The sequence below is a fragment of the Exiguobacterium sp. SH4S7 genome, assembly GCF_004336795.1.
GTDB classification, from domain to species: domain Bacteria; phylum Bacillota; class Bacilli; order Exiguobacteriales; family Exiguobacteriaceae; genus Exiguobacterium; species Exiguobacterium aurantiacum_A.
Window position 1 is genome coordinate 12,554 of record NZ_SJUT01000013.1, and the last position, 26,248, is coordinate 38,801.

Sequence of the window (26,248 nt, forward strand, 5' to 3'; positions counted from 1 at the left end):
ATTGTGGATAAAATGCGGGAATAGGATTAAGGACCAATCATCTGAATCAAGAAGGGAGCTTTCCGTATGGAGACGCTGATCAAACGGCTTGAACGTTCGACATTAGTCCAAGCCGGTATTTATTTGGTGATCGGGTTACTGATTTTATTCAATCCGCGCTTTTTCTTTGACGTCATCGTTTATCTCGTCGCCGGTTATTTTGCTGTACTCGGTCTTTGGGTGTTGTTCCAAGGTCTTCGCCAACGAAAAGATGGGTTGCCGCCATCGTTCTTTATGGGGATCGTCTATATCTTGATTGCCTTGATCGTCTTTTTCTTCGCTGAAACGTTAGCCAGCCTCTTGCCGCTCTTCATCGGTTTCTTGTTCTTGTTTGGCGGGCTCATCCGGCTCATTCAAGCCGTTGGTTTTCGCAAGACGATTGCGAGTCGCTGGATGTTCTTTCTATTGAGCAGCTTGTTGTGGATCGGGATCGGGCTACTCATGCTGGCGAACCCGTTCGACAGCTTACTCGTCTTGTTTCAATTGTTCGGCGGCTTTTTAATTGCCGTCGGTCTCATCGAAGTAGTACTCTATTTCACGCTTCGGTCTGCAAGACGCCAGCATGGATGAACGAAGAGCCGCCTGATTTCACAGGCGGCTCTTTTCGCGTTGCAGCAAATTTATGAGAAACGGTCGGATTGTTGCGAACCCTTCGATCGTCTCCAAAAATCGACGTTCCTCCTCTAGGCGAGCGACGTACAGTCGCGCTGCCGTGGCATGTTTTGTCGGGGTCAACGACTCATACCACGCACGCAAATCAATGCGGGCGCGTGCAGCCACGTCTTTCAACCCGAGGACGCTACGATGCGGCTCGTAATGGGCTGCAAGGACGTAGGCGAAATGGTTCATCCCTTGGCGCAACATCTCGACGGCCCAAATGTCGTTTCCGCGGTCGCGTGCTTTCGTATATTGAAAGAAAAACCAAATCGCATCGAAGGCGTGCCCGTATAAGTCATCTGTAGCCAAGGTGAGCGAACGGGGATGATGTTCAAGCCGGTTGCCGGGGTCGAACAGCACCATAATTTCGTCGTGCCCGTTCAACGTCTCCGACGTGACGGTGAACAAGTCGACGTGTAAGAAGTCATCGTAGACGACAATCAGTTGCGGGGCGACGATGTCGATGTCGTCCTCGAGCAAGATTGGACGGTACGCCGACAAGTGCTGGCGCCGTCGGCTTAAAAAGTCAGCGACCTTCTCCGGGGCGACCATGACATAAAGGTCGACGTCCGAATGCTCATCGCCTTCCCCGCGTCCAAACGATCCTTTAAGAAAAATCGCTTGAACGGCTTCGTCTTGCTGTAACACGTCCGTCAGTTTAGAAATGGCCTCACATTGTCTCATTCCGTCGTGCCTCCTTTGGAAATATATTCCGCTATTGTACAAAAGTAAAAGCTGAAAAAGCAACTCGTGATGGAAAGGTCGGACCCTTTCGTTCGAGCTAAATATCGTGTATAGTAGGTGCGTTATGCATATGATAGATAAAGATGTTTGAAGTATGGGAGGGGAAGATTATGCTAGAGTTTGACACGATTACAGCCATTTCGACGCCGATGGGTGAAGGGGCAATCGGAATCGTCCGTTTGTCCGGTGATAAGGCTGTCGAGACGACGGCGAACGTGTTCGCGGGCAAAGACTTGACGGAAGTGGACTCGCACACGATTCATTACGGAAAACTGAAACGGCCTGGCACAGACGAGGTCATCGATGAAGTGATGGTCAGCGTCATGCGGGCGCCGAAGACGTTCACGCGAGAAGACGTCGTCGAAATCAACTGTCACGGAGGAATCGTCGCGGTCAATCGTGTCCTCGAGCTGATCCTCGAACAACCGAACATTCGATTGGCAGAACCAGGCGAGTTCACGAAGCGCGCCTTTTTGAATGGCCGCATCGACTTGTCACAAGCGGAAGCGGTCATGGATTTGATTCGGGCGAAGACCGACCGCGCCATGACCGTGGCGATGTCACAGATGGAAGGTCGTTTGTCGCGGCTCGTCCGCGATTTGCGTCAACTGTTGCTTGAAACGATCGCAGCCGTCGAGGTCAATATCGATTACCCAGAGTACGATGCTGAAGAGATGACGCAAGCGATCGTTGAAGAGAAGGCGGGCGAAGTGAAACGTGTGCTCGAACAACTGCTCGAAACGGCTCGCCAAGGAAAGATTTTGCGCGAAGGTCTCGCGACAGCGATCATCGGACGGCCGAACGTCGGCAAGTCCTCGCTGTTGAACACGCTCGTCCAGGAAACGAAGGCGATCGTCACGGAAATCGCGGGAACGACGCGCGACACGATCGAAGAGTACGTGAACGTCAAAGGCGTTCCGCTCAAGCTGATCGATACGGCCGGGATTCGCGAGACGGAAGACATCGTCGAACGGATCGGTGTTGAAAAATCGCGGAAGGCGCTTGCGGGCGCCGATCTCATCTTGCTCGTCTTGAACGGTCATGAGGGCTTGACGGTCGAAGATGAGGCGCTATTCGAGGCGATTGCCGGCATGAATGCGATTATCATCATCAACAAGACGGACTTGCCACAAAACATGGATTCTTCTAAGCTAGAGAAATTAGCGGCAGGGCGCCCGATTGTGGCTACATCGCTATTATTGGAAGAAGGGATCGATGCGCTTGAAAAGGCGATTTCGAACTTGTTCTTCGCCAAAGGCGTCGAGTCGCAAGATATGACATATATCTCGAACGCACGACACATTCAACTCATTAAACGGACGATCGAGCAAATCGATGAGGCGCTCGGTAGCGCCGGCATGAACATGCCGATTGACATGGTCCAAATTGATTTACGTCGGGCGTGGGATACGCTCGGGGAAATCAATGGGGACACGGTCCAGGAAAGTTTGATCGATCAACTGTTTTCACAGTTTTGTCTTGGGAAATAAGAAGGAGGAAACACTATGGCTTACACGGCAGGCGAGTTTGACGTCATCGTCATCGGAGCCGGTCACGCGGGGATCGAAGCGGCACTTGCGTCGGCGCGCATGGGCGCGAAGACAGCGATGCTCACGATGAACCCGGACATGGTCGGGTTTATGTATTGCAATCCGTCGATCGGAGGTCCCGCTAAAGGGATCGTCGTTCGTGAAATCGATGCCCTCGGAGGCGAGATGGCGAAAGCGATTGACGCGACATATATTCAAATGAAAATGCTCAACACATCAAAAGGTCCAGCGGTGCGTGCGTTACGGGCGCAAGCGGACAAATTCCAATATCAAAATCACATGAAGAAAGTACTTGAAGACGAGCCGAACCTGTTGCTTCGTCAAGCACTCGTCGAGCGTCTCATCGTCGAAGACGGGCAAGTGCGAGGCGTCATCACGAACACAGGCTCGGAGTATCGGGCGAACGCGGTCATCGTCACGACCGGTACGTTCATGCGCGGACAGATCATCATCGGAGAACTGTCTTATGAGAGCGGTCCGAACAACCAAATGCCTTCTGTCGAGCTGTCGAAGCATCTCGAAGAACTCGGGCTTGAACTTGTTCGTTTCAAGACGGGTACGCCGCCGCGAATCGACGGGAAGACGATCGATTATTCAAAAACGGAGATTCAGCCGGGGGACGAGAACCCGTCGCTCTTCTCTTACACGTCGACCGATCTCAATCCGATCGAACAGATCCCATGCTGGCTCACGTATACGAGCGAGCGGACGCACCAGTTGATCGACGAGAACTTGCATCGTTCGCCGATGTATTCGGGCGCGATCAAAGGGACAGGGCCACGCTACTGTCCGTCGATTGAAGATAAAGTCGTTCGTTTCAACGACAAGCCGCGTCATCAAATCTTCCTCGAGCCAGAAGGCCGCGACACGGAAGAAATCTACGTCCAAGGCTTCTCGACGAGCATGCCGGAAGACGTTCAGCACCAGATGCTTCGGACAATCCCGGGTCTTGAGAACTCAGAGATGATGCGCCCCGGTTACGCGATCGAATACGACGCGGTCGTACCGACGCAACTTTGGCCGACACTCGAGACGAAGACGGTCAGCGGTCTGTTCACGGCTGGGCAGATCAACGGGACGAGCGGATACGAGGAGGCAGCCGGGCAAGGTATCATGGCCGGTATGAACGCCGCCTGCAAAGTGCTCGGGAAAGACCCGGTCATTTTGGACCGGTCGCAAGCGTATATCGGTGTCTTGATCGACGACCTTGTGACGAAAGGGACGAACGAGCCGTATCGTCTGCTGACGTCACGTGCCGAATATCGCTTGCTCCTTCGCCACGATAACGCCGATCTTCGCCTCAGCGACATCGGACACGAAGTCGGTTTGTTGTCGGCTGAGCGCCATGCAAATCTTGAAGACAAACGTACAGCCATCGCTGCGGAAGTGAAGCGGCTCCAGTCGCTCGTGATCAAACCGTCTGCTGAAGTGAATGCGATTTTGGAAGAAGTCGGGGCGAACCCGCTCAAAGAAGCAGCACATGCCAACATCTTGTTGAAGCGGCCCGAAGTGACGTACGCGACGCTGACGCGGTTTGCACCGGCTCCGGTCGAAGTGCCGTTCGAAGTAGCTGAACAAGTCGAGATTCAAGTGAAATATGAAGGCTACATCTCGAAACAGCTCGAGCAAGTCGAAAAAATGCGTCGTATGGAAGAGAAGCGCATCCCTGAGAAGCTCGACTATGACGCGATCAGTGGTCTTGCGACGGAAGCGCAACAAAAATTGAAACAAGTTCGTCCGCTCTCGATTGGACAAGCGTCACGTATTTCTGGGGTGAACCCGGCCGACGTATCGATTCTTCTTGTCTATATCGAGCAGGGACAATACGCAACGGTGGAGTGAAACGATGAATCAATCCCAATTTATTGAAGCCTTACAGGCAGAAGGGTTCGAACTGAGCGAGAAACAACTCGCCCAGTTCGAACGGTATTTCGAGATGCTCGTCGAATGGAACGAGAAGATGAATTTGACGGCAATCACGGATAAAGAAGAAGTCTATTTGAAGCATTTCTACGATTCGCTGAGCGCTGCGTTTCATTTCGACTTCACGACCGTCGAGACGGTATGTGACGTCGGCGCCGGGGCAGGATTCCCGAGCTTACCGCTCAAAATCTTGTTCCCGCACTTACATGTGACGATTGTCGATTCGCTCAACAAGCGCATCACGTTCTTGAACGAACTCGCCCTCGCTCTCGAGCTAGATGGCGTCGCGTTCCACCACGGACGCGCTGAAGAGTTCGGGAAAAATAAAAAATTCCGTGAGCAATTTGATGTCGTGACGGCCCGTGCCGTCGCGCGGATGACGGTGCTCGCCGAGTACTGTCTACCGCTCGCAAAAGTCGGCGGAACGTTCGTGGCGCTCAAAGCCGCGAAAGTTTCCGACGAACTTGTGGACGCGAAGAATGCCTTGGCGGTGCTCGGTGGGAAAGTAAAAGCGACACACCAGTTCCTATTGCCAGGAGAGATGAGTGAGCGTAATATCGTAATTGTAGATAAATTACGTAAAACGCCCGGGAAATATCCGCGTAAAGCGGGAACGCCTGCGAAAGAGCCGCTAATCTGAGTATTCTTGTTTCACGTGAAACTAAAAGCAGATTCCAGTGGTGGAATCTGCTTATTTTTTACATAAAGGGGTGCCGACGTTGAAGAAAACATTTGCTAAACTGTTCGGAAGTCGTCAAGAAGTGGCCGTCACGGAAATGACGCAAGTTAAACCGAACGACACGGTCCAAGAAATCGCTTTAGCATTACTTCTTCCAAACCGTTATCAACCGCGTAAAGTATTTGAACCGGCTAAGATTGAAGAGTTGGCCGTCACGATCGAAGAGCACGGATTGCTTCAGCCGATCGTTGTTCGTAAGGCGGAAGGGGACCGCTATGAGATCATCGCTGGGGAGCGTCGTTTTCGTGCGGTCAAATCGTTAGGATGGTCCGTCATTCCGGCTATCGTCCGTGACATGGATGACGATACAACGGCCGCCTTGGCGCTCATCGAAAACTTACAACGCGAACAGCTTAGCCCGATTGAAGAAGCGGAAGCGTATGACCGGTTGTTGTCGATGAAACAGTTGACGCAAGACGCGCTCGCGAAGAGCCTTGGTAAGAGCCAGTCGACAATCGCGAACAAGTTACGCCTCTTGAAGCTGCCGAACGACGTCAAACAATGTTTACGTGACCGTCAAATCAACGAACGACATGCCCGGGCGCTCTTGCCGCTCAAAGAAGAGTTGCTGCAAATTCAAGTACTCACGGAGATCCTTGAAGAAGACTATAACGTCAAAGAGACGGAACAGCGTGTCGCGTTCTTGACGACACCGATCGAAGAAGAAAAACGGAAACCGAAGAAGCAACGCCGGCGGACGAAAAGTTTTGCCCGAGACACTCGAATCGCGATCAACACGATCCGTGACTCGATTGATTTGATCGGGAAAACCGGTATCGAAGTTCAAACCGAAGAAGTCGATGAAGAAGAGTTTGTTGAAATTCGAATCCGAATCCCAAAAGCGCGGCCACAAAAGTGAGCTCGTGCTTTTTTTATAAATCATGAACAAGGAGGCGTCACGATGGAAAAGTTAGCGCTCAAATTTATCCGTCCCAACCCGAACCAACCAAGGAAGCAATTCGAAGCCGAGAAGCTAGAAGAGTTGCGACAATCGATTGAACGGTACGGTGTCTTACAGCCCATCGTCGTCCGTAAGGCGAGCGGCTATTATGAGATCATCGCTGGGGAGCGGCGCTATCAGGCGGCGCGGCTTGCCGGGAAGGAAGACATTCCGGCGCTCGTCGTTACGGCCGACTCGGATCGGGTCATGGAGCTCGCGCTAATCGAGAACATCCAACGGGCTGATTTGAACGCGATCGAAGAAGCGCTCGCCTATGAGCAACTCATGCAGACATTAGGGCTGACGCAACAACAGCTCGCCGCACGTGTCGGGAAGAGCCGGAGCCATGTGACGAACAGCCTCCGGCTCCTGAGACTGCCGAGCGCGGTCCAACACGCGGTCATGGTCGGAGAACTGACGATGGGTCATGCCCGTGCCATCACCGGCATGAAGTCGGAGGCGGCGATGGAACAAATCGCGCGACGTGTCATTGCTGAGCAGTGGACGGTCCGCCGGCTCGAGCGCCATTTGCAAAAAGAGCGCACAGAAAAAAAGACGCTCAAACGCTCAGACTCAGACGTCGAAGCCGTCGAGGCCGTGCTTGCGGAACGTCTTCAAATGGATGTCTCGATTCGGTCACGTCGAAAAGGCGGCGTCCTCGAGTTGAAATATTTTTCGCAGGAAGACTTGGAACATTTGTTGACGCTGTTGTCACCTCAAGATTTTGATTCGTCACGTGATTGACGAAGTCTTGTGAACGCAGCCTCTTCATGGTGGATGTTTCCGATTCGCGAATCGAATTCGACGAATCCGGCGGTGACGAAGCGCGCCAGTTCGTAAACGAGGTGGAGACGCGTGTTTTGTAGAATCATCATCTCCATGAAGCCGCTCACGTTGACGACCGCCTTGATGTTGTATTCGCCGACCGAGGGGAGTTCTTTTTGAACGCCAGCGCCCGGTGCGAGCGGGCCTTCCGAGAAGAAGACGTAACCTACGCTCGATAAGCGGCCGAGGCAGGCATCGATGGCGATGATGAGCGGACGGTGAAAGCGTGTCTGAATCTCATGGAGTGTTTCTACTAGGTTTAATGCGTGGACCGGTTTCGTGAGTGTCCCGTAGACGTGCAAGTTCCGAACCATTTTTTCCTCGAGAAACGTACCGACGAGGGGACCGAGCGAATCTCCGGTCGAACGGTCGGATCCGATGCAGACGAGAACGATCGGACGGTGTGTCTCGCTCGCCAACTGTTCGTGAAGCTGGTCAGCAAAAAGTTTGGATCCACTCCGTTCAGTATGTTCGATGAAGAAAGAGTATGGTTTATGAGGTTTTAGGCGAAACGGCATGAATCTCATCCTCTCTTCTAAGCTGTTTGTGATCTAGTTGCATTTGCGGAAGGATATCGTATTAACCCATTCCCGGAACAAGGAAACTTATAACGTCCGGATGTAGGGTTTGAGAAAAGTCATCAATTGTGGTTTGATGGGTTAGAATATATGACTTTAGAGGTGACAACATGGCTTCACAGAATACAGAAACAGATTTAAGTACGGTGGCCGACGAGACGATTAATAACGTCAACCGCTTCGTCGCGTATTTTCAAGATACAGAGATGTGGATCGCCCTTGGGATTAAGCTGACCGGGGTCGTGCTCATCATCGTGGCGTTGTATGCGGCGACAAGAATATTGACGTCGATGGTCCAGCGCGTTTTCACGTTACGTAAAATCCATGAAGATAACATCGTGGCGCAACGACAAAATGAAACGCTTTTGAAACTGGCGCAAAACACGATCCGTTATGTGATCGGGCTCATTATGATTTTGACCGTACTCGGTCAATTCGGGGTCAATATCGCTGGTTTGATCGCATCGGCCGGGGTCGCGGGTCTCGCCATCTCGTTCGGTGCCCAAAACTTGGTCAAAGACGTCATCACAGGCGCGTTCATTATTTTTGAGAACCAGTACAAGAACGGGGACTATGTGAACTTGAACCAACAAGTCGACGGGACCGTCATTGAAGTCGGCATCCGGACGACGAAACTTAGAGGATTGAACGGACAAGTGACGATCATTCCGAACGGTCAAATCATGCAAGTGACGAACTACTCGCTTGAGAACAGCGTCGCTGTCGTCGATATCGGGGTCGCTTATGAGGAAGAGGTAGAAGGGGTCGAAAAAGCGCTGAAAGAAATCGCGAAAGCGGTCGAGGAAAAGTATTACGATCTGTTCATCGAACCGATCACACTCGCAGGCGTGCAGTCGCTCGGACCGTCGGAAGTCGTGTACCGTCTCATGGCCGAAGTGCCGCCGACGCAACATTTCGCGGCAGGCCGGATTTTGCATAAAGAGTTGAAGGCCGGACTTGATGAGCGCGGGATTGAAATTCCATATCCACGCACGGTCATGATGCCTCCAACCACTTCGACTAAAGGAGCGCCCGAAAATGCAGGCTAAATCGTATGAGTTAAACGATTTTGTAGAGATGAAGAAACCACACGCTTGTCAGACGAACCGTTGGCAAGTCACACGGGTCGGGATGGACATCAGAATCAAATGTCAAGGCTGCGGAGCGAGCGTCTTAATGCCGCGACGTGACTTTGACAAACGTTTGAAAAAAGTGCTTAAACAAGAGAACGCCGCTGAATAAGTGGCGTTCTTCTCTATGTTGCAACCGTGAGTTGCGGTTTAATCGAGGACTATCTATAATTGTGAAGGATGTGACGGTGTGGTGTACTGAACGTACCCACTCCACAGACGGATCAACATTTCCCGGGAAACGCCGGATGAGGAGGAAATATAAGTGGGATTAACAGCAGGAATCGTCGGGTTACCGAACGTCGGGAAATCGACATTATTTAACGCTATCACGCAAGCAGGTGTAGAAGCGGCCAACTATCCGTTTGCTACAATCGACCCGAACGTCGGAGTCGTCGAAGTACCGGACACACGTCTGGACCGGTTGACGGAACTCGTCAAACCGAAGAAGACGGTACCGACAGCGTTCGAATTTACAGATATCGCTGGAATCGTCAAAGGAGCATCAAAAGGAGAAGGGCTCGGGAACAAGTTCCTAGCCAACATCCGTGAAGTGGACGCGATTTGCCAAGTCGTCCGTTGTTTTGAAGATGACAACATCACCCACGTCGCCGGTAAAGTATCGCCGATCGATGACATCACGACAATCAACCTCGAGCTCATCTTGGCGGACCTCGAACTTGTCGACAAGCGCATCACGCGCGTTCAAAAAATGGTGAAGTCAAAAGATAAAGGGGCCGCCCAAGAACTTGAAGCACTCGAGATTGTCCAAGCGGTCCTCGAATCAGAGCGCCCGGCCCGTGTAGCCGAATTGACGGAAGACCAACTCGCGATCGTCAAACACTTCCAACTGTTGACGATGAAACCGATGCTTTACGTCGCGAACGTGAGCGAAGACGAAGTCGCAGATTCGGACAACAACAAGTACGTGCAAGCCGTACGTGAACACGCCGCGACGGAAGATGCGAAAGTGATCGTCATCTGCGCGCGCATCGAGGAAGAAATTTCTGAGCTTGAGCCAGAAGAGCGCCTTGAGTTCTTACAAGACCTCGGGATTGAAGAGTCTGGCCTCGATCAGCTGATCCATGCCGCGTACTCGACGCTAGGTCTCGCCACATACTTCACGGCAGGTGAGAAAGAAGTCCGTGCTTGGACGTTCAAACAAGGGATGAAGGCTCCTCAGTGTGCCGGCGTCATCCATTCGGATTTTGAGCGCGGATTCATCCGGGCAGAAGTCGTCTCGTACGAAGACTTGTCGGCTGCCGGCAACATGGCACTCGTCAAAGAGCAAGGCAAGTTGCGTTCAGAAGGTAAAGAATATGTGTTCGAAGATGGCGACGTAGTCACGTTCCGCTTCAATGTTTAAGACATTTCCTTGAAACGTATTGTAAAATGCAAATAAGTTTGATAGTATATTATGACGTGAGTAAAACAATTGTTTGCTCCTTGCTCCTGCAACCGGTAGGAGCCGCTAGTCCAAGAGGAGGTGAAAGATAATGCGTAAATATGAACTACTTTACATTATCCGTCCATCAGTTGATGAGGAAGCTAAAAAAGCGTTGGTTGAACGTTTTAACAACGTCATCACTGAAAACGGAGGTACTGTTGAAAAAACAACAGATATGGGTAAACGTCGTTTCGCTTACGAGATCAACAAAATGCGCGAAGGATACTATGTTCTTCTTAGCATCACTGCTGAACCTAAAGCGATCCAAGAAACAGAGCGTCTCATGAAGATCTCTGATGACGTTGTCCGTCAAATGACAACTAAAGATGAGCGTTGATTCTTGACGCTTCATATTGTGAAAGGGGAGCTTTGAGATGATTAACCGAGTTGTGTTAGTTGGTCGATTGACACGCGATCCAGAAATGCGTTATACGCAGAGCGGAATCGCCGTAACTCGCTTCACTCTCGCTTGCGATCGTCCATTTACTGGACAAGATGGGAAGCGTGAGGCGGACTTTATTGATTGTGTCGTTTGGCGCAAACAAGCAGAGAACGTGGCGCAATATTTGAAAAAAGGCAGCATGGCCGGCGTAGACGGTCGCCTTCAAATCAGTAGTTACGAGGGTCAAGATGGCCAACGTCGTTACCGGGCAGAAGTCGTAGCAGATAGCGTACGCTTCCTTGAACCACGCGGTGCCTCAGCGCAACGTGATACAGCACCAGCGGGAGATGTTTTCGGTGGTGGTGAGTCAAGTGGATCAGGATGGGGCGCAGCCGCTTCTTCGACTTCATCTCAGTCCTCAAACCAATCTTCAAACAAAGGTTTTGAAGCAGATCCGTTCTCGGGTGGCGGCAAAATCGACTTATCGGATGACGATCTACCATTTTGATCGCGTCGATTCGAAACTAAACTAATAAAGGAGGTCTTCACATGGCACGTCGTCCAGGAGGTCGTCGTCGTCGTAAAGTATGTTTCTTTACGTCGAACAACATCACTCATATCGATTATAAAGACGTAGAATTGCTCAAGCGCTTCGTTTCAGAGCGTGGGAAAATTCTTCCACGTCGTGTGACTGGTACTTCAGCGAAATACCAACGTCCACTTACTGTCGCTATCAAGCGTTCACGTCAAATGGCTTTGCTTCCATACGTTGCAGAGTAATGTTTGACACACGGCTTATCCTTTGGGGTAAGTCGTTTTTTTGTTTTCTGTCTCCACGTAGGAGTGTAAGTGAAACCGGCAGATATGGTATGATAGAGCAGAAACCATTTAGACATCATGAGTGCTCGGCACTCATTTTAGGAGGCACACATGCACAGTGGTGAAGCAATAACATCAGTGAAGAACCAATACGCACGTTACGCGATTCCGTATGTGATTGGAATGCTCGTTTCGTTAGGATTGGCGTTCTACAGCATTGTGGCGGCAATCACCCTGTTCGTGGGCACGCTGATCTTCTTCACGTATCAGCAAGTGACGATCCGGCGAGAACGCAAAGCGTGGGAACGTTATGTCCACTCGCTCTCACATCGGATTGAGGATGTCGGCAAAGAAGCGCTCACGAGTATGCCGATCGGGATTCTAATATTCGATGAGACCCGGCGCATCAGTTGGTTCAATGAACAGTCCCGACTCATCTTTGAACTTGAGATGGAACTGGGCATCTCGATCGACTCGATTCATTCGGCCTTTACGGAGTTGATCGAGGAGGAAGAGGACGAGGCGACGATTGAAGTCGGGGACCGTGTATACCGTGTCTTGTACAATAAGGAATATCAAACGCTGTACTTGTTCGATATGACGGACGAGGCGGAGATTGAACAGAAGTACTCTGAAACGCAGACAGTGATCGGCGTCCTCTACTTAGACAACTACGATGAGATGTCGACTGCTGTCGATGAACAGGTCCGCAGCGAAATCAACCGCCGTGTGACCGTTCTCTTGAACCAGTGGGCGCAAAAATATCACATTTATATGCGGCGGACGGCTGCCGACCGGTTTTTCCTCGTCATGAACGAACGAACGCTCTCGGAACTCGAGAACAATCGCTTCTCGATTCTTGATGAGGTACGGGAAGCGACGAAGGAACATAAAATTCCGCTCACGCTCTCGATCGGTATCGGCTGCGGCGAGACGACGCTGACCGAACTCGGCAACTTGTCCCAATCGAGCCTCGATTTAGGGCTCGGACGCGGTGGTGACCAAGTCGTCGTCAAACGTCATAACGGAAAAGTCCGCTTCTTCGGCGGCAAGACGAATCCGACCGAGAAACGGACGCGGGTACGTGCCCGCGTCATCTCGAACTCGATGCGTGATTTGATTCGAGAGTCGAGCCGTGTCCTCATCATGGGACATAAAAACCCGGACATGGATTCGCTCGGCGCATCGATTGGAATCATGAAGCTCGCTGAGTTTGTCGGTCGTGAGGCGTACGTCGTCATCCCGGCCGGCGAGACGAGTGTCGGGATTCAACGGCTCGTCCATGAAGTCGAGAATGATGAAGACTTGTACAGCCGCTTTTTGACGGAGTTTGAGGCGCAACCGCTCATCGATGACCAAACACTTCTCGTCATCGTTGACACGCATCGTCCCTCACTCGTCATCTCACGGGATCTTTTAGACCGGGCCGAACGAGTCGTCGTCATCGACCATCATCGTCGCGGCGAAGAGTTTATCGAGGACCCGGTGCTCGTCTACATGGAACCTTACGCGTCGTCGACGTGTGAACTCGTGACAGAGTTGATTGAATATCAAGCGGGTACCCGCAAACTGTCGATTTTAGAGGCGACGTCGCTCCTTGCCGGAATCATGGTCGATACGAAAGGGTTCACGCTCCGGACCGGGTCGCGGACGTTTGATGCCGCTTCATTCCTCCGGATTCAAGGAGCGGACACCGTGCTCGTCCAACATTTCATGCGGCAAGACCTCGATTCTTATATCGAACAGTCGCATATTCTAGAGAATACCGACATTTATGCAGGCGGTATGGCAATCGCGGTCGCTTCAGACGACGAGGCCCATCATCAAGTGTTGATCGCCCAATCGGCGGACCAACTCCTGAACATGGAAGGCGTCAAGGCGTCGTTCGTCATCGCCATCTTGCCAGACGGTCGGACCGGGATCAGTGCCCGTTCGCTCGGTGACGTCAACGTTCAAGTCATCATGGAGATGCTCGACGGAGGCGGCCACTTGACGAACGCGGCCACGCAGTTGAACGTGGGTCGCGACGAGGCGAAGCAGCTGTTAAAAGAAGCGATCGATCATTACACGACAGATGAAAACGAGGGAGAGGAATCGGAATGAAAGTCATTTTAAAAGTAGATGTTAAAGGTCAAGGACAGGCAGGGGACGTGAAAAACGTCGCCGATGCTTACGCAAAAAACGTACTCTTCAAGCAAAACTTGGCAGTCGAAGCGACACCAGGCAACTTGAAGGCGTTTCAAGCGAAAGAACGCCGTGCCGAGGAAGCAGCCGAAGAAGAGCTGAAAGCCGCGCAACAGTTGAAAGACAAGCTTGAAAAAGAGACAATCGTCGTCAAGACGAAATCAGGCGAAGGCGGCCGTGTCTTCGGCTCGGTAACGAGCAAACAGATCGGTGAAGCGCTCAAAGGGATGGGCTACAAGATCGATAAGCGTAAAATCGAACTTGAACATCCGATCAAAGCGCTCGGTTTCACAAAAGTGCCCGTGAAGTTGCACCATGACGTCACGGCACTGTTAAACGTACATGTTCAAGAAGCTTGAAGGCGAGGTAGAAACGAATGAGTGATGCGATTCAAGTCAATACTCCGCCACATAGCGTTGAGGCGGAACAAGCCGTCCTTGGGGCAGTTATTCTCGATTCTGACCGGCTGATCACGGCCTCGGAACGAGTCGACCCGGACGACTTTTATCGTGTCAGCCATCAACGGATCTTCGAAGCGATGCTGAAGATCAACGACCGCGGGGAACTCGTCGACTTGGTCACGCTCAGTTCGGAGCTCCAATCACAAGGAATCCTCGATGAGATCGGTGGATTGAACTACTTGGCCGAAATCGCCGAGGCGGTTCCTGCCATCGGGAACATCGGGTACTATTTGAACGTCGTCGATCAAAAGGCGGCGCTCCGGCGTCTCATCCGGACGGCGACGAATATCGTCTCGGACGGATACGAGCGTCAAGACGAAGTCGATGCGGTCCTATCTGATGCCGAGCGAAACATTTTAAAAGTTTCGCAACGGAAAGGCCAATCGAGTTTCCATTCGATCGGTTCGGTTTTGTCGGATGCCTATTCGACGATTGAGAAGCTGCATCAATCGAGCGGTGAGATCACGGGGATCGCGACCGGCTTTAGTGACCTCGACAAGATGACGGCCGGGTTCCAGCGTAACGACCTCATCATCGTGGCCGCCCGTCCTTCTGTCGGGAAGACGGCCTTCGCCCTCAACATCTCGCAAAACGTCGCGGTTCGTACGGGCGAGAACGTCGCCATCTTTAGTCTTGAGATGGGTGCTGAACAACTCGTCATGCGGATGCTCTGTGCGGAAGGCAATATCGACGCGCAGCGTCTGCGGACCGGGCGACTCGAGTCTGAGGACTGGGGACGGCTATCGCTCGCGATGTCGTCGTTATCACAGGCCGGTATCTTTATCGACGATACACCAGGTCTTCGCGTCAACGAGATTCGGGCCAAATGCCGCCGCTTGAAGCAAGAGTACGGTCTCGGCATGATCATGATCGACTACTTGCAGCTCATTGTCGGGACCGGCAAGCCGGGCGAGAACCGGCAACAAGAAGTCTCTGAGATCTCGCGTACGCTCAAAGCGATCGCCCGGGAACTCCAAGTACCGGTCATCGCCTTGTCGCAGCTCTCGCGTGGCGTAGAGAGCCGTCAAGACAAACGGCCGATGATGTCGGATATCCGGGAATCCGGAGCGATCGAGCAAGATGCCGATATCGTCGCCTTCTTGTACCGGGACGACTATTACGATAAAGAGAGTGAAGATGCCAACACGATCGAGATCATCATCGCCAAACAGCGTAACGGTCCGACCGGGACGGTCAAACTCTCGTTCCGGAAAGAGTACAACAAGTTCGTCAACATGGAGACGCAAGCTTTCGCACCACCGATGTGAGATCGGTGGTGTTTTTTTGTAGAATCGGGGAAATAGTAATTGAATGCGAGTCAATAACGAACGAAAGGGTAATACATAAAATTATCGTTCGGTATTAGGTTGACTTTCTGAAGTGGCAAGTGTACACTTACCAATGGTTTGAACAGAACGTTTATCTACAAGGAGGATTCATTATGTCATCAGTAGTCGTAGTGGGAACGCAGTGGGGCGATGAAGGAAAAGGGAAGATCACCGATTTCTTGTCTAAACAAGCCGACGTCGTCGCGCGTTATCAAGGGGGAGACAACGCTGGTCATACGATCGTCTTCAATGATACGAAGTATAAACTTCACTTGATTCCATCGGGGATCTTCTATTCGGACAAGACATGTGTCATCGGGAACGGAATGGTCGTCAACCCGAAGTCACTCATTACAGAGCTTGCATACTTACATGAGCGCGGCGTGAGCACGGACAACCTCCGCATCTCAAACCGGGCCCACGTCATCTTGCCGTATCACCAGCTTCAAGACAAGCTTGAAGAAGATGCGAAAGGTGACGCGAAAGTCGGGACGACACTCAAAGGGATCGGCCCTTGTTACATGGACAAAGCGGCACGGATCGGGATCCGGATCGCTGACCTGCTCGACAAGGAAGTGTTCGCCGAGAAACTGAAGACGGTCCTCGCAATTAAAAACCGGATGTTCGTCAAGATGTATGAAGTCGACGCGGTCGAGTTCGATGATATCTTTGAAGAATACTATGCGTATGGCCAACAGTTTGCCAAGTACGTGTGTGATACATCGGTCGTGTTGAACGATGCGCTCGACGAAGAACAGAAAATCCTATTCGAAGGCGCACAAGGTGTGCTGTTAGACATCGATCACGGGACGTACCCGTTCGTCACATCGTCGAACGCGGCGTCAGGCGGGGTATCGAGCGGTGCCGGAATCGGACCTTCGAAGATCGACCACGTCGTCGGCGTCTGTAAAGCGTACACGTCGCGCGTCGGAGACGGCCCGTTCCCGACCCAGCTCGATGACGAGATCGGTCACATGATCCGTGAAGTCGGTAAGGAGTACGGTACGACGACAGGACGTCCGCGCCGTGTCGGTTGGTTCGACTCGGTCGTCGTCCGCCACTCGCGTCGTGTCAGCGGCATCACTGACCTATGCCTCAACTCGATCGACGTGTTGACAGGTCTTGAGACGCTTAAAATTTGTACGGCGTACGAGTACGAAGGCAAGCTCCTCGATGAGTACCCGCCTAACTTCCGCGTCCTCGAGAAGTGTGAGCCGGTGTTTGAAGAGCTCCCGGGCTGGACGGAAGACATCACAGGGGTCCGCAAGTTCGAAGACTTGCCGGTGAACGCACAGCGCTATGTCAAGCGCATCGAAGCGTTGACGGGCATCGAACTGTTGACGTTCTCGGTCGGACCAGCGCGTGAACAGACAGTCATCTTGCGTGACATCTACGAAGCATAAGACTAAGAGCCCTCGCGGCTCTTTTTTCATTTCCGTGGAAATGGACCACGCTTTCTAACCCATTGAAAAAGAGTTACAATAGGACGTGTACGTTTAACGATAGAGGAGGACTCACTGAATGGATCGTACGATTTTAGTGGTAGATGACGAACAACCAATCGCTGATATATTGAAGTTTAAACTTGAAAAAGAGGGCTATGTCGTCCACGTCGCTTATGACGGGGAAGAGGCACTCGTGAAAGTCGAGGAGGTCAAACCTGATTTGATCTTGCTCGACATCATGCTCCCGCTCAAAGACGGCATGGAAGTGTGTCGTGAAGTGCGTAAGAAGTATGATATGCCGATCATCATGTTGACGGCGAAAGACTCGGAGATCGACAAAGTACTCGGCCTCGAACTCGGCGCCGACGACTACGTCACGAAGCCGTTCAGCTCACGCGAGCTCTTAGCCCGCGTCAAAGCGAACATGCGTCGTCACGCGACGGCACCGGCTGTCGAAGCGAAAGGCGCCAACGCGAACGATATCGTGATCGGTGACTTGACGATTCATCCGGATTCATACATGGTCACGAAACGCGAAGAGAAGATCGAACTGACGCACCGTGAATTCGAGCTCATCCATTACCTGGCCCAAAACATCGGCCAAGTGATGACGCGCGAGCATTTGCTTCAGACGGTGTGGGGTTACGACTACTTCGGAGACGTGCGTACGGTCGACGTTACGGTCCGCCGTTTGCGGGAGAAGGTCGAAGACAGCCCGAGCACGCCGACGTATATTATTACGCGCCGCGGTGTCGGGTACTATTTAAAAGCGGGAGAAGAAGACTAAACGATGAAACGGACGAACTTCTTTAAATCTATCCAGTGGAAGCTCGTCGTCATCTATGCGCTGCTCATCCTTGTTGCGATGCAAGTCATCGGAGTGTACTTCGTACGCTCCCTCGAACGACAATACATCAACAACTTCTCGCAGTCGCTCGTCGATCGGGCCAACCTTCTGAGCTACAACGTCAGTGAAGGGATCGCATCGAACGGCGGTGACTCGACTACTGATCAGCAGTTGAACCAGGTACTGGATCAACTGCTGTCTGAGTTTACGGAGAGCACGACGCTAGCTGACGATATTCGCGAAGTCCAAATTATCGACACGAACAGTGTCGTCCGGGCGACTTCGAACCAAAACAACCAAAGCCTCGTCGGACAACGGACGGCGAGTTCGTTCATTCAAAAATCGTTCGCGACAAGCGGTGCGCAAGAGACGCTCGTCTATGAGGACTCGAACGAGCGGATGCGCGTCGTCGCCGTCCCGATCAAATCCGAGGTCGATGGGACGACGACCGGGATGATCTATATCGAGGCGTCGATGCAATCGATTTACAACCAGATGGAGCAAGTGACGAGGATCCTTGCGACCGGTACACTCATCGCCTTGATCATCACGTCCATCCTCGGAATTTTGCTGTCACGGACAATCACGCGGCCGATTGCGGACATGCGTCGTCAAGCCGTCGAGATGCGAAAAGGAAACTTCTCGCGGAAAGTTAAAGTCTATTCCGACGATGAGGTCGGGCAACTCGCCTACGCCTTTAACGAACTGACCGACGAACTGATGGAGGCGAACGCGACGACCGAGGCCGAACGACGCCGCTTGACGAGTGTGTTAGAGAACATGTCGGACGGTGTCGTCGCGACCGACCGTTCGCTCCGCGTCATCCTCATGAACGACCAGGCCCGCGATATGATCGGTGTCGCCGAAGAAGAGGCGATGGGGTCGAACCTGCAGAGCCTGCTCGAGTTTGATGATGAGATCGTCATCCCGGAAGACGGGACGATGCCGGCGAAATTGATCGATCTCAGTACGGACGAAGAATTGTTCCTCGTCCGCGCCTACTTCTCACCAATTCAAAAACATAGCGGTCCGATCACTGGTCTCATCGTCGTCTTGCACGACGTGACCGAGCAAGAGCAAGTCGAACAAGACCGCCGTGAGTTCGTCGCCAACGTCAGCCACGAGCTGCGGACGCCGCTCACGACGATGCGGAGCTATCTCGAAGTGCTCGCCGAAGGCGCGTACAAAGATGATGAGCTCGCACCGCGGTTCCTTGAGACGACTCAAAACGAGACCGAACGGATGATTCGTCTCGTCAACGACTTACTCCAGCTCTCGAAGATGGACAGTAAAGAGTATACGATGCAAAAAGTGAAGTTTGACTTCATCCAATTCTTCAACGATATCATCGAGCGCCATGAGATGACGAAAGGCGAAACGATCCAGTTCCGCCGGAAGCTCATGAAGCGTCGCGTCTACGTGCACGCCGATCAAGATAAGATGACCCAAGTAATCGACAACATCATCACGAACGCGGTCAAGTTCTCGCCAGAAGGCGGGACGATCACGTTCCGGACGATGCTGCGGGCGAAACGTCTCGTCATCGGTATCAAAGATGAAGGTGTCGGAATTCCGAAGTCGAACTTGAAGAAAATCTTTGAACGGTTCTATCGGGTCGACAAGGCCCGAGCGCGAAATATCGGCGGGACCGGACTCGGTCTGTCGATTGCCAAGGAAGTCGTTTCGGCCCACGGTGGCGACATTTGGGCGGAGAGCGAGTTTGGACGTGGGACGACGATTTACTTCACCATCCCGTTCGATACGATCGTGGAGGTGAATGACTGATGGGACGAAAACGTTTCTGGGCGAAGCCAGAGCTGGTGAAATCGCTCGTCTTGCTTACCTTGATCGTCACGTCCATCGTCCAAACGGTCATCCTTTGGGATTACCATCCGAAGTATCAATCGGTCCAATCCGAGACCCAAGTGGCGACGGTGGACGAGTCGCTGCAACGTCAGGCGAGGCAAATTATTGTGCCAACCCAGACGGTCGTCCACGAGAACAACGCTGTCTTTGCGACGAAGAACACGCCGAAGCAAATCGCTCGGGTCATTCGCGACGCATTCGAGGCGAACGAGTTTAAACCGCTCGCCGCCAAAAACGTACCGAGCTTGTATGCCGGTGTCAACGAGGCAGTTGAACTGATTTTACCGGAACCATACTATGCGGACACGCTCAGTTACATTCTGCCCGGGTCTTACAGCCTGTCAGGGAAAGTACCGCAACGGGCGCTCATCTTCATGGACGACAACGTCTGGAAAGTCCGGGCGATCATGAGCGATCAGTCGCTGTGGGAAGGTCGGCTCTCTAAAGCCGGACAAGGGGACGTCAACAGTTTGTTCTTAAAAGATTCGAACCGTGCGATGCAACGGGTCACGTACACGGACGAGCGGGTCAACTATATCCCGGTCGTCGGGCCTGAGATGAACGAGCTGTTCGCGTATGACGTCTCACAAATCCAAATCTCGGCACGCCTTGATTGGATGCGCGATACGTTCTTCCCTGGTGACCCGAACGTTCAAGAAGTCGATCCAGCGAGTTCGATCGGCGCACTCACGAACGGGATCAGCGTCGCCGAGTATGACGCGACGTTGAACGCGAGCCGCTATCGCAACTTGTCACGCAATAGCACCGAGCGCGAGTCGGCGATCGGGCTTGATACGATCGTCGACTTCGTCAACTTTCATGGCGGCTGGGTCGATGAGACGTCAGAGAGTCAAGGTCTGTCCCTTCGTTTCGATGCGATCACACCAGCGAACAAAGGCTTTGAGACGACCGTGTTTCGGTTTCACGTGAAAGGGCACCCTGTCTTTAGCCAACGTGATGCGTTTATCAACAACGATGCGATCGACTTATCCACACTGCGCGTTGAAAACGACGGGGCACAAGTCCGGTCCATCACGCGTCATCATCTCGAAATCGACCGGTTGATCTCGGTCGGGACGACACAGCTTGCAGACGGGCAAGACGTCATCGATACGCTCGTCAACGCAGACCGGTTCGAAAACGTGACTGAGATTCGTCTCGGTTATGAGATCGAATACAATGAAGACGCGAGTCGTTACGTCACGTTCTCCCCGAACTGGTTCGTCCGTGAAGCCGGGAGATGGATCCCTTACGACAAGCCGGAAGATTGGACAGAGAGGATGATGTACCGTGGATTGGAGTAAAGCGAAAACGATTTTAATCTTCGCCTTCCTCGCGCTGAACATCTACTTGTTGTTCCAGCTCTTGACGGAAACGTGGGCGACCGAGGTTGTGACGAGCGATAACACGTCAATCGCCCAAATCTTGGACCAACGTGACGTCGACGCATCGAAATTGCCACGGATGGGACGGGATATTGGTTATTTGACCGGCTCGTCTGAGCAGATGTCGGCGTCGATGATCACGAAAAATCGTGAAGTACAATTAGCGACGACGCTCGACAACATGCAGCTTGAAGTCGAGCTCAAACAAGCCGTCCCACTCGACGAGAACGACTTGCGGACGACGGCGTCGACATTCGTCACCGATTACGTGCCGTTCGGGTCAGAGTACGCCTACTGGCGGTTTGACCAAGAGACGCGCCAACTCGCGTTCGTTCAGACGTATGAAAACAATAAGATTTTCTCGAACCCGGAAATCGAGGCGGACACGGAGACATATATCGGTCCGTCCCTGTTATTGCTTCAATTGAATGAAAACTACGAAGTGACGGACTACAAGCAGCGCCATTTGACGAACTTGTCGTCGAAATCGCAAGACGACCTCGTCTTGACGGCGAGTGAGGCGATCTCACAACTCGCGGCCCGGAAGTACTTCCAGCCGAACCAAGAGATGCGCGCCATCAACACCGGGTTTTATAGCTTACCGCTCGATAGTTCCGGCAGTTTGATCATCATGCCGCCGCTCTGGTCGATCGCTATCGACGACAACGTATATTTCGTCAATGCCATCGATGGGACGGTCGAACGGGTTGAATTTAATTTAGAAGACTGAAAGGAGTGATCGAGTGACTTTACGCTACAGTGTGCTCGCGAGCGGTTCGACCGGTAACGCGCTCTATATTGAGACGGACCGGGCGAAATTGCTCGTCGACGCCGGATTGACCGGCAAGGCGATGCAGCAACGCATCACAGACATCGGCCAGTCGTTCGAGGGTATCGACGCACTGCTCGTCACACATGAGCACTCCGACCATATTAAAGGAGTCGGGATCCTCGCCCGAAAGTACAACTTGCCGATCTACGCGAACACGAAGACGTGGGCAGCGATGGAAGACAAAATCGGGAAGATCGATCCGGCCTTGAAGTTTCATTTCGAGGTCGGTGACGTCAAACAGTTCGGGGACATCGAGATCGAGTCGTTCAACGTCAGCCACGATGCGGCCGACCCGATGTTTTATCAGTTCGCCCATGACGGCAAGCGGCTGGCCCACATCACCGACACCGGGTACGTCTCGGACCGGATGAAAGGGCTCATCCGCGGCGCGGACGACTTCATCTTTGAGTCGAACCATGATGTCTCGATGCTACAGATGGGTCGGTACCCGTGGAGCGTCAAACGGCGCATCCTCGGGGACTATGGCCACGTCTCGAACGAAGACGCCGCCATCGCGATGAGCGAGGTCATCGGTGAGCGGACGAAACGGATCTTTTTGGCCCACCTCAGTAAAGACAACAATATGAAAGAACTCGCGCAGATGAGCGTCGCACAGACGCTCGGCATGCGTGACGTCGATCTTGGACGCATCAAATTGCATGACACCGACCCATTAATCCCATGTCCGCTCGTTTCTTTATAAGCGAACTTGGGAAAAGACAGGTAACACTGTCCTGAAGGGGGGGCGCGTCGTGAACGAAGAGAGACACCATGAGTATGAACCTCAAGACGTCGAACCTTTAGAGCACGAAGCAGCATCAATGAACGATTCACCATCGACTTATCCATCCCGAAGCGAGTGGCGTCCAAAGCAAGAGGAACACGTGCGCCATAAGCCACGGCTGAATGTAAAACCGTTATTACTCGGAGGGGTTGGCGGATTCTTAGGAGCGGCGTTATTCTTTTTCGCGATGATGCTCTGGGATTCGCCGACCTCTCGTTTTGTTACAAACGAGCTGGTCCGTACCGAGCAAGCCGTCACCGTCACGGAGTCGGACATCACGGCCGCCGTCACGGGCGCGAAGACGTCCGTCGTCAGCATCACGAACATCCAGCGTGCCTTCACCTCGGACTCGCAATGGGAGGCCGGTGCGGGCTCTGGTGTCGTTTATAAAGTCGACGGGGACACGGCGTACATCGTCACGAACTTCCACGTCATCGAGGAAGCGGACGAGATCAACGTCGCCTTCGCGGACGGGCAAGTCGCACCGGCCACGATTTTAGGAGAAGACCCGCTCAACGACTTGGCGGTCGCCTCCGTGAAACTTCCGGAGAATATCGACGTCAATCCGATCGTGCTCGGCGATTCGACGGTGCTACAGGCCGGCGAGACCGTGATGGCGATCGGCAACCCGCTCGGCGTCTTTTCAAACTCGGTCACGCGTGGTATCGTCAGTGGTGTCGAACGGACCGTGCCGGTTGATACGAACGCGGACGGTCTCATGGACTATAACGCCGAAGTCATCCAGACCGACGCCGCCATCAATCCCGGCAACTCAGGCGGGGCACTCATCAACATCCGCGGTGAGCTCGTCGGCATCAACTCGATGAAGATCGCCGAAGCGAGCGTCGAAGGGGTCGGCTTCTCGATCCCGGTCAACGTGGCGCTACCGGTCATCGACATGCTCGAGCGTGACGGACGGGTGACACGGGCTCAGCTCGGCGTCACGATCCAAGAAGTCATCGCCGTCCCGGGCAATGTCCGGGAAGAATACGGCATCAGTTTTGACAAAGAGGACGGGGTGTTCGTCGAAGCGATCACACCCGGTAGTCCGGCCGAACAAGCGGGGCTTCGCGTCGGGGACGTCATCACGAAGATCGGCGACCGTGAGATTAAACGTTACGTCGATTTACGTGACGCTTTGTACCGAGACGCCGCGGTCGGGGATAACATCGTCATCGAATATACACGGCGAGGCAAGGCAGAAACGACCGAGGCCACATTAACAGAAGCAACGTAAAGGAGCGGCGACGCTTCTTTTTTAAGGAGGAAAATTTGTGGAAAAAAAAGTATGCAAGGAACATGTTGAAATCGCTTTAGACATCATTGTCGATGAGACGGGGGAGTACCCGTTACTCGAAGAACTATCCACAAGTGGACAAGTCAAATGTGAGTTCTGCGAAGCCGACGCAACATATGTTGTGTCAAGCAAAAAATGATTGTCAACATGTGGATTTGTGGATAACTCTGTGGATAACCCTATGGATAACTCCGAAAAAACTGTGGAAAAAGGAAGAATTGGATGAATATTTCAATTATCACGGTCGGCAAATTAAAAGAAAAATATTTGAAACTAGGAATTGCGGAGTACACGAAGCGTCTGTCGGCATACGCGAAAGTGCATGAAATCGAGGTTGCGGACGAGAAAGCGCCCGAACATTTGAGTGAAGCCGACATGTTTCTAGTAAAACAAAAAGAAGGCGAGCGGATTTTGGCGAAAATCAGTCCGGACACGCACGTCATCGCTCTCGCCATCGATGCCAAGCAGCGGACGAGTGAAGAATTCGCCCGTGAGCTCGACAAGTTGGCAACGTACGGCAAGAGCAAAATCGCCTTCGTCATCGGTGGGTCGCTTGGCTTATCCGACGACGTCATGAAACGGTCGGACGATACGATCTCGTTCTCGAAGATGACGTTCCCGCATCAATTGATGAAGCTCGTCTTGTGTGAGCAGATTTACCGGGCGTATCGGATCAATCGGAATGAACCGTACCATAAATAAATGAGAATTTAGTCGTAAACTGCACCAAAATCAAGTTATAAATTTTTGATTAAAAGGTATAGTTACCTCCACATAGATTAAATGAGGAATGTGGAGGTAATAATATGCTTAATAAGGGCCTGTTGTTAGTGGCTTTATCGGCAATTTTATGGGGTATCTCCGGTGGACTTGGCAGTTTTTTAATGGATAAAGGTTGGGACCCTTTGGTCGTTTCTTTTTACAGAGGAACTGTAGGGTTAATATGTCTTCTAATTTGGTTTGCATTTCGACCAGTCCGGTTAAACAAGCGTTTATGCCTTTGGGCCGTCGTAGCAGGCATTGGGATAGTAGGAAACTTTGTTTTTTACTTTGTTAGCATCTCAGAATCAAGCGTCGCCGTAGCGGCGGCCTTGATGTACACGGCACCTATCTTTGTTCTCCTTATCTCGTTTATATTTCATCTGGAAAAACCGTCTCTCTTCAAATTCATAGCAATCGCTTTCGTGATGGTTGGTGTCGTCTTGCTGACGGAAGTTTACAATGTCGGCTCTGATCAGGTTACAACGATTGGACTTCTAGCGGGCCTAGGCGCTGGACTATCATATGCGTTGTTTATTTTTGGTTTTAAATATGCTTCAAAGCATGGAGAACCACAAGGGATTTTGGCAATCGCTTTTCTTACGTTTACGTTCATCATGTTGTTCTTCACAGATTTGAATGAAGCAGTATCCGTCATTTACTCACCAGACTGGTTCTGGATGATTCTATTAGGGATCTTTGGTGCGGGTTTATCCTTCTTTTTATACGTAGTAGGTTTGGAGAAAACGTCGCCAACTTCAGCTTCTGTTATTGCCATGGTCGAGCCAGTCACTGCGTCCTCTTTTGGATTTTTTCTCCTCAGTGAAACACTCAACGTTGTTCAACTATGTGGAATGGCGATCATATTGATAACTGTGACCGTCTTAAGCGTGAAGAAAGGCTAGAGTGAATTCATAGACATCGTAGCCGTCGCTAGGAGTTATCTGAAGTAATTATGTGTATTGAAACACCAAAAATCAGTCACTATAATAAATTGAAAACCCACATTTGATGATAACTCTTTCTAGACAGAAAGGTTGGAAGGGTGAACTACTCACCACTTATTTGCTTCGCAACTTGAAGTGGGAGCTTCTTGGGAAGACCGTGCTTTGACCAGCCACGGTTGTGGACCAAGCTCGTCGGGCAGTCCCTACCCTGGAGTGTTTCAGTCGGCGAGGCGCAACAGGTTGAGGCTCGCGTTGACGTCGCGGTCATGGTGCGTGCCGCATACGGCGCATGTCCACTCGCGGACGTGCAGGTCCTTCTTGCCGCCGTTCTCGCCACAGG

General features: G+C 52.2%; 28 protein-coding genes. 25 read left to right on the forward strand and 3 right to left on the reverse strand.

Annotated features, from left to right (window positions below):
• The first annotated feature begins 66 nt into the window (after positions 1–66).
• A complete protein-coding gene (locus EVJ29_RS14745; RefSeq protein ID WP_131490458.1) occupies positions 67–609 on the forward strand; it encodes an HdeD family acid-resistance protein in 543 nt (180 codons plus the stop codon).
• 18 nt (positions 610–627) lie between these two features.
• On the opposite strand, the gene EVJ29_RS14750 is transcribed toward EVJ29_RS14745, so the two are convergent.
• Positions 628–1,380 (reverse strand): nucleotidyltransferase domain-containing protein, encoded by a 753-nt coding sequence (locus EVJ29_RS14750; protein WP_131490460.1) that lies wholly within the window; start codon positions 1,378–1,380, stop codon positions 628–630.
• Between the two features lie 170 nt (positions 1,381–1,550).
• Here EVJ29_RS14750 and mnmE point away from each other — a divergent pair, with 170 nt between their 5' ends.
• The 5 genes from mnmE (at position 1,551) to EVJ29_RS14775 (ending at position 7,336) form a co-directional block, all read left to right on the forward strand.
• Complete coding sequence (gene mnmE, locus EVJ29_RS14755; RefSeq protein WP_070329335.1) at positions 1,551–2,930, forward strand: tRNA uridine-5-carboxymethylaminomethyl(34) synthesis GTPase MnmE; 1,380 nt, start codon at positions 1,551–1,553, stop codon at positions 2,928–2,930.
• A 15-nt stretch (positions 2,931–2,945) separates the two neighbouring features.
• On the forward strand, positions 2,946–4,832 hold the full coding sequence (gene mnmG, locus EVJ29_RS14760; RefSeq protein ID WP_016509084.1) for a tRNA uridine-5-carboxymethylaminomethyl(34) synthesis enzyme MnmG: 1,887 nt from the start codon (positions 2,946–2,948) through the stop codon (positions 4,830–4,832).
• A 4-nt stretch (positions 4,833–4,836) separates the two neighbouring features.
• The gene (rsmG, locus tag EVJ29_RS14765; RefSeq protein ID WP_071398682.1) at positions 4,837–5,553 is read left to right on the forward strand and encodes a 16S rRNA (guanine(527)-N(7))-methyltransferase RsmG; all 717 of its coding nucleotides are present in this window, start codon (positions 4,837–4,839) and stop codon (positions 5,551–5,553) included.
• Between the two features lie 79 nt (positions 5,554–5,632).
• Positions 5,633–6,511, forward strand: a complete 879-nt coding sequence (gene noc / locus EVJ29_RS14770; RefSeq protein ID WP_070329337.1) for a nucleoid occlusion protein — start codon at positions 5,633–5,635, stop codon at positions 6,509–6,511.
• 42 nt (positions 6,512–6,553) lie between these two features.
• Positions 6,554–7,336 carry a ParB/RepB/Spo0J family partition protein gene (locus EVJ29_RS14775; RefSeq protein WP_131490462.1) on the forward strand — a complete coding sequence of 261 codons (783 nt, stop codon included), beginning with the start codon at positions 6,554–6,556 and terminating at the stop codon, positions 7,334–7,336.
• Here the strand turns inward: EVJ29_RS14775 and yyaC are convergent.
• Positions 7,309–7,935 (reverse strand): spore protease YyaC, encoded by a 627-nt coding sequence (gene yyaC, locus EVJ29_RS14780; RefSeq protein ID WP_070329339.1) that lies wholly within the window; start codon positions 7,933–7,935, stop codon positions 7,309–7,311. The genes EVJ29_RS14775 and yyaC overlap by 28 nt on opposite strands.
• Before the next feature lie 170 nt (positions 7,936–8,105).
• Between yyaC and EVJ29_RS14785 the strand changes: the two genes are divergently transcribed.
• The 19 genes from EVJ29_RS14785 to EVJ29_RS14875 all read left to right on the forward strand — a co-directional run bounded on the left by EVJ29_RS14785 (position 8,106) and on the right by EVJ29_RS14875 (position 25,866).
• The gene (locus tag EVJ29_RS14785; RefSeq protein ID WP_131466042.1) at positions 8,106–9,044 is read left to right on the forward strand and encodes a mechanosensitive ion channel family protein; all 939 of its coding nucleotides are present in this window, start codon (positions 8,106–8,108) and stop codon (positions 9,042–9,044) included.
• Complete coding sequence (locus tag EVJ29_RS14790) at positions 9,034–9,237, forward strand: DUF951 domain-containing protein (RefSeq protein WP_016509068.1); 204 nt, start codon at positions 9,034–9,036, stop codon at positions 9,235–9,237. Before EVJ29_RS14785 ends, EVJ29_RS14790 begins: the two co-directional genes overlap by 11 nt.
• 153 nt (positions 9,238–9,390) lie before the next feature.
• A complete protein-coding gene (gene ychF, locus EVJ29_RS14795) occupies positions 9,391–10,491 on the forward strand; it encodes a redox-regulated ATPase YchF (RefSeq protein WP_131466044.1) in 1,101 nt (366 codons plus the stop codon).
• Positions 10,492–10,621: 130 nt separating this feature from the next.
• A complete protein-coding gene (rpsF, locus tag EVJ29_RS14800; protein ID WP_016509090.1) occupies positions 10,622–10,909 on the forward strand; it encodes a 30S ribosomal protein S6 in 288 nt (95 codons plus the stop codon).
• Positions 10,910–10,946: 37 nt separating this feature from the next.
• Entirely contained in the window at positions 10,947–11,462 is a 516-nt protein-coding gene (ssb, locus tag EVJ29_RS14805) for a single-stranded DNA-binding protein (protein ID WP_131466046.1), read from the forward strand.
• Positions 11,463–11,503: 41 nt separating this feature from the next.
• A complete protein-coding gene (gene rpsR / locus EVJ29_RS14810; protein ID WP_015880232.1) occupies positions 11,504–11,734 on the forward strand; it encodes a 30S ribosomal protein S18 in 231 nt (76 codons plus the stop codon).
• Positions 11,735–11,884: 150 nt separating this feature from the next.
• The gene (locus EVJ29_RS14815; RefSeq protein ID WP_070329343.1) at positions 11,885–13,876 is read left to right on the forward strand and encodes a DHH family phosphoesterase; all 1,992 of its coding nucleotides are present in this window, start codon (positions 11,885–11,887) and stop codon (positions 13,874–13,876) included.
• The gene (gene rplI / locus EVJ29_RS14820; protein ID WP_070329344.1) at positions 13,873–14,316 is read left to right on the forward strand and encodes a 50S ribosomal protein L9; all 444 of its coding nucleotides are present in this window, start codon (positions 13,873–13,875) and stop codon (positions 14,314–14,316) included. The genes EVJ29_RS14815 and rplI overlap by 4 nt, the downstream gene beginning before the upstream one ends.
• Positions 14,317–14,333: 17 nt before the next feature.
• The gene (gene dnaB, locus EVJ29_RS14825) at positions 14,334–15,686 is read left to right on the forward strand and encodes a replicative DNA helicase (RefSeq protein WP_070329345.1); all 1,353 of its coding nucleotides are present in this window, start codon (positions 14,334–14,336) and stop codon (positions 15,684–15,686) included.
• Positions 15,687–15,859: 173 nt separating this feature from the next.
• The gene (locus EVJ29_RS14830) at positions 15,860–17,149 is read left to right on the forward strand and encodes an adenylosuccinate synthase (RefSeq protein ID WP_070329346.1); all 1,290 of its coding nucleotides are present in this window, start codon (positions 15,860–15,862) and stop codon (positions 17,147–17,149) included.
• A gap of 118 nt (positions 17,150–17,267) precedes the next feature.
• A complete protein-coding gene (yycF, locus tag EVJ29_RS14835) occupies positions 17,268–17,978 on the forward strand; it encodes a response regulator YycF (protein ID WP_070329347.1) in 711 nt (236 codons plus the stop codon).
• 3 nt (positions 17,979–17,981) lie between these two features.
• The gene (walK, locus tag EVJ29_RS14840) at positions 17,982–19,823 is read left to right on the forward strand and encodes a cell wall metabolism sensor histidine kinase WalK (RefSeq protein WP_071398690.1); all 1,842 of its coding nucleotides are present in this window, start codon (positions 17,982–17,984) and stop codon (positions 19,821–19,823) included.
• Positions 19,823–21,208 carry a two-component system activity regulator YycH gene (gene yycH / locus EVJ29_RS14845; protein ID WP_131466048.1) on the forward strand — a complete coding sequence of 462 codons (1,386 nt, stop codon included), beginning with the start codon at positions 19,823–19,825 and terminating at the stop codon, positions 21,206–21,208. Before walK ends, yycH begins: the two co-directional genes overlap by 1 nt.
• A complete protein-coding gene (locus EVJ29_RS14850; protein WP_070329350.1) occupies positions 21,195–22,019 on the forward strand; it encodes a two-component system regulatory protein YycI in 825 nt (274 codons plus the stop codon). The genes yycH and EVJ29_RS14850 overlap by 14 nt, the downstream gene beginning before the upstream one ends.
• 13 nt (positions 22,020–22,032) lie before the next feature.
• On the forward strand, positions 22,033–22,824 hold the full coding sequence (locus EVJ29_RS14855; protein WP_070329351.1) for an MBL fold metallo-hydrolase: 792 nt from the start codon (positions 22,033–22,035) through the stop codon (positions 22,822–22,824).
• A 49-nt stretch (positions 22,825–22,873) separates the two neighbouring features.
• Entirely contained in the window at positions 22,874–24,142 is a 1,269-nt protein-coding gene (locus EVJ29_RS14860) for a S1C family serine protease (RefSeq protein ID WP_070329352.1), read from the forward strand.
• 37 nt (positions 24,143–24,179) lie between these two features.
• On the forward strand, positions 24,180–24,341 hold the full coding sequence (locus EVJ29_RS14865) for a CxxH/CxxC protein (protein WP_070329353.1): 162 nt from the start codon (positions 24,180–24,182) through the stop codon (positions 24,339–24,341).
• Between the two features lie 83 nt (positions 24,342–24,424).
• Positions 24,425–24,904: a 23S rRNA (pseudouridine(1915)-N(3))-methyltransferase RlmH gene (gene rlmH, locus EVJ29_RS14870; protein WP_016509065.1), complete on the forward strand. Its 480-nt coding sequence runs from the start codon at positions 24,425–24,427 to the stop codon at positions 24,902–24,904.
• Between the two features lie 104 nt (positions 24,905–25,008).
• Positions 25,009–25,866 carry a DMT family transporter gene (locus EVJ29_RS14875; RefSeq protein WP_070329354.1) on the forward strand — a complete coding sequence of 286 codons (858 nt, stop codon included), beginning with the start codon at positions 25,009–25,011 and terminating at the stop codon, positions 25,864–25,866.
• 260 nt (positions 25,867–26,126) lie between these two features.
• Here EVJ29_RS14875 and EVJ29_RS14880 read toward each other — a convergent pair.
• A partial coding sequence (locus EVJ29_RS14880; RefSeq protein WP_146256761.1) for a zinc ribbon domain-containing protein occupies positions 26,127–26,248 on the reverse strand: 122 nt, incomplete at its 5' end.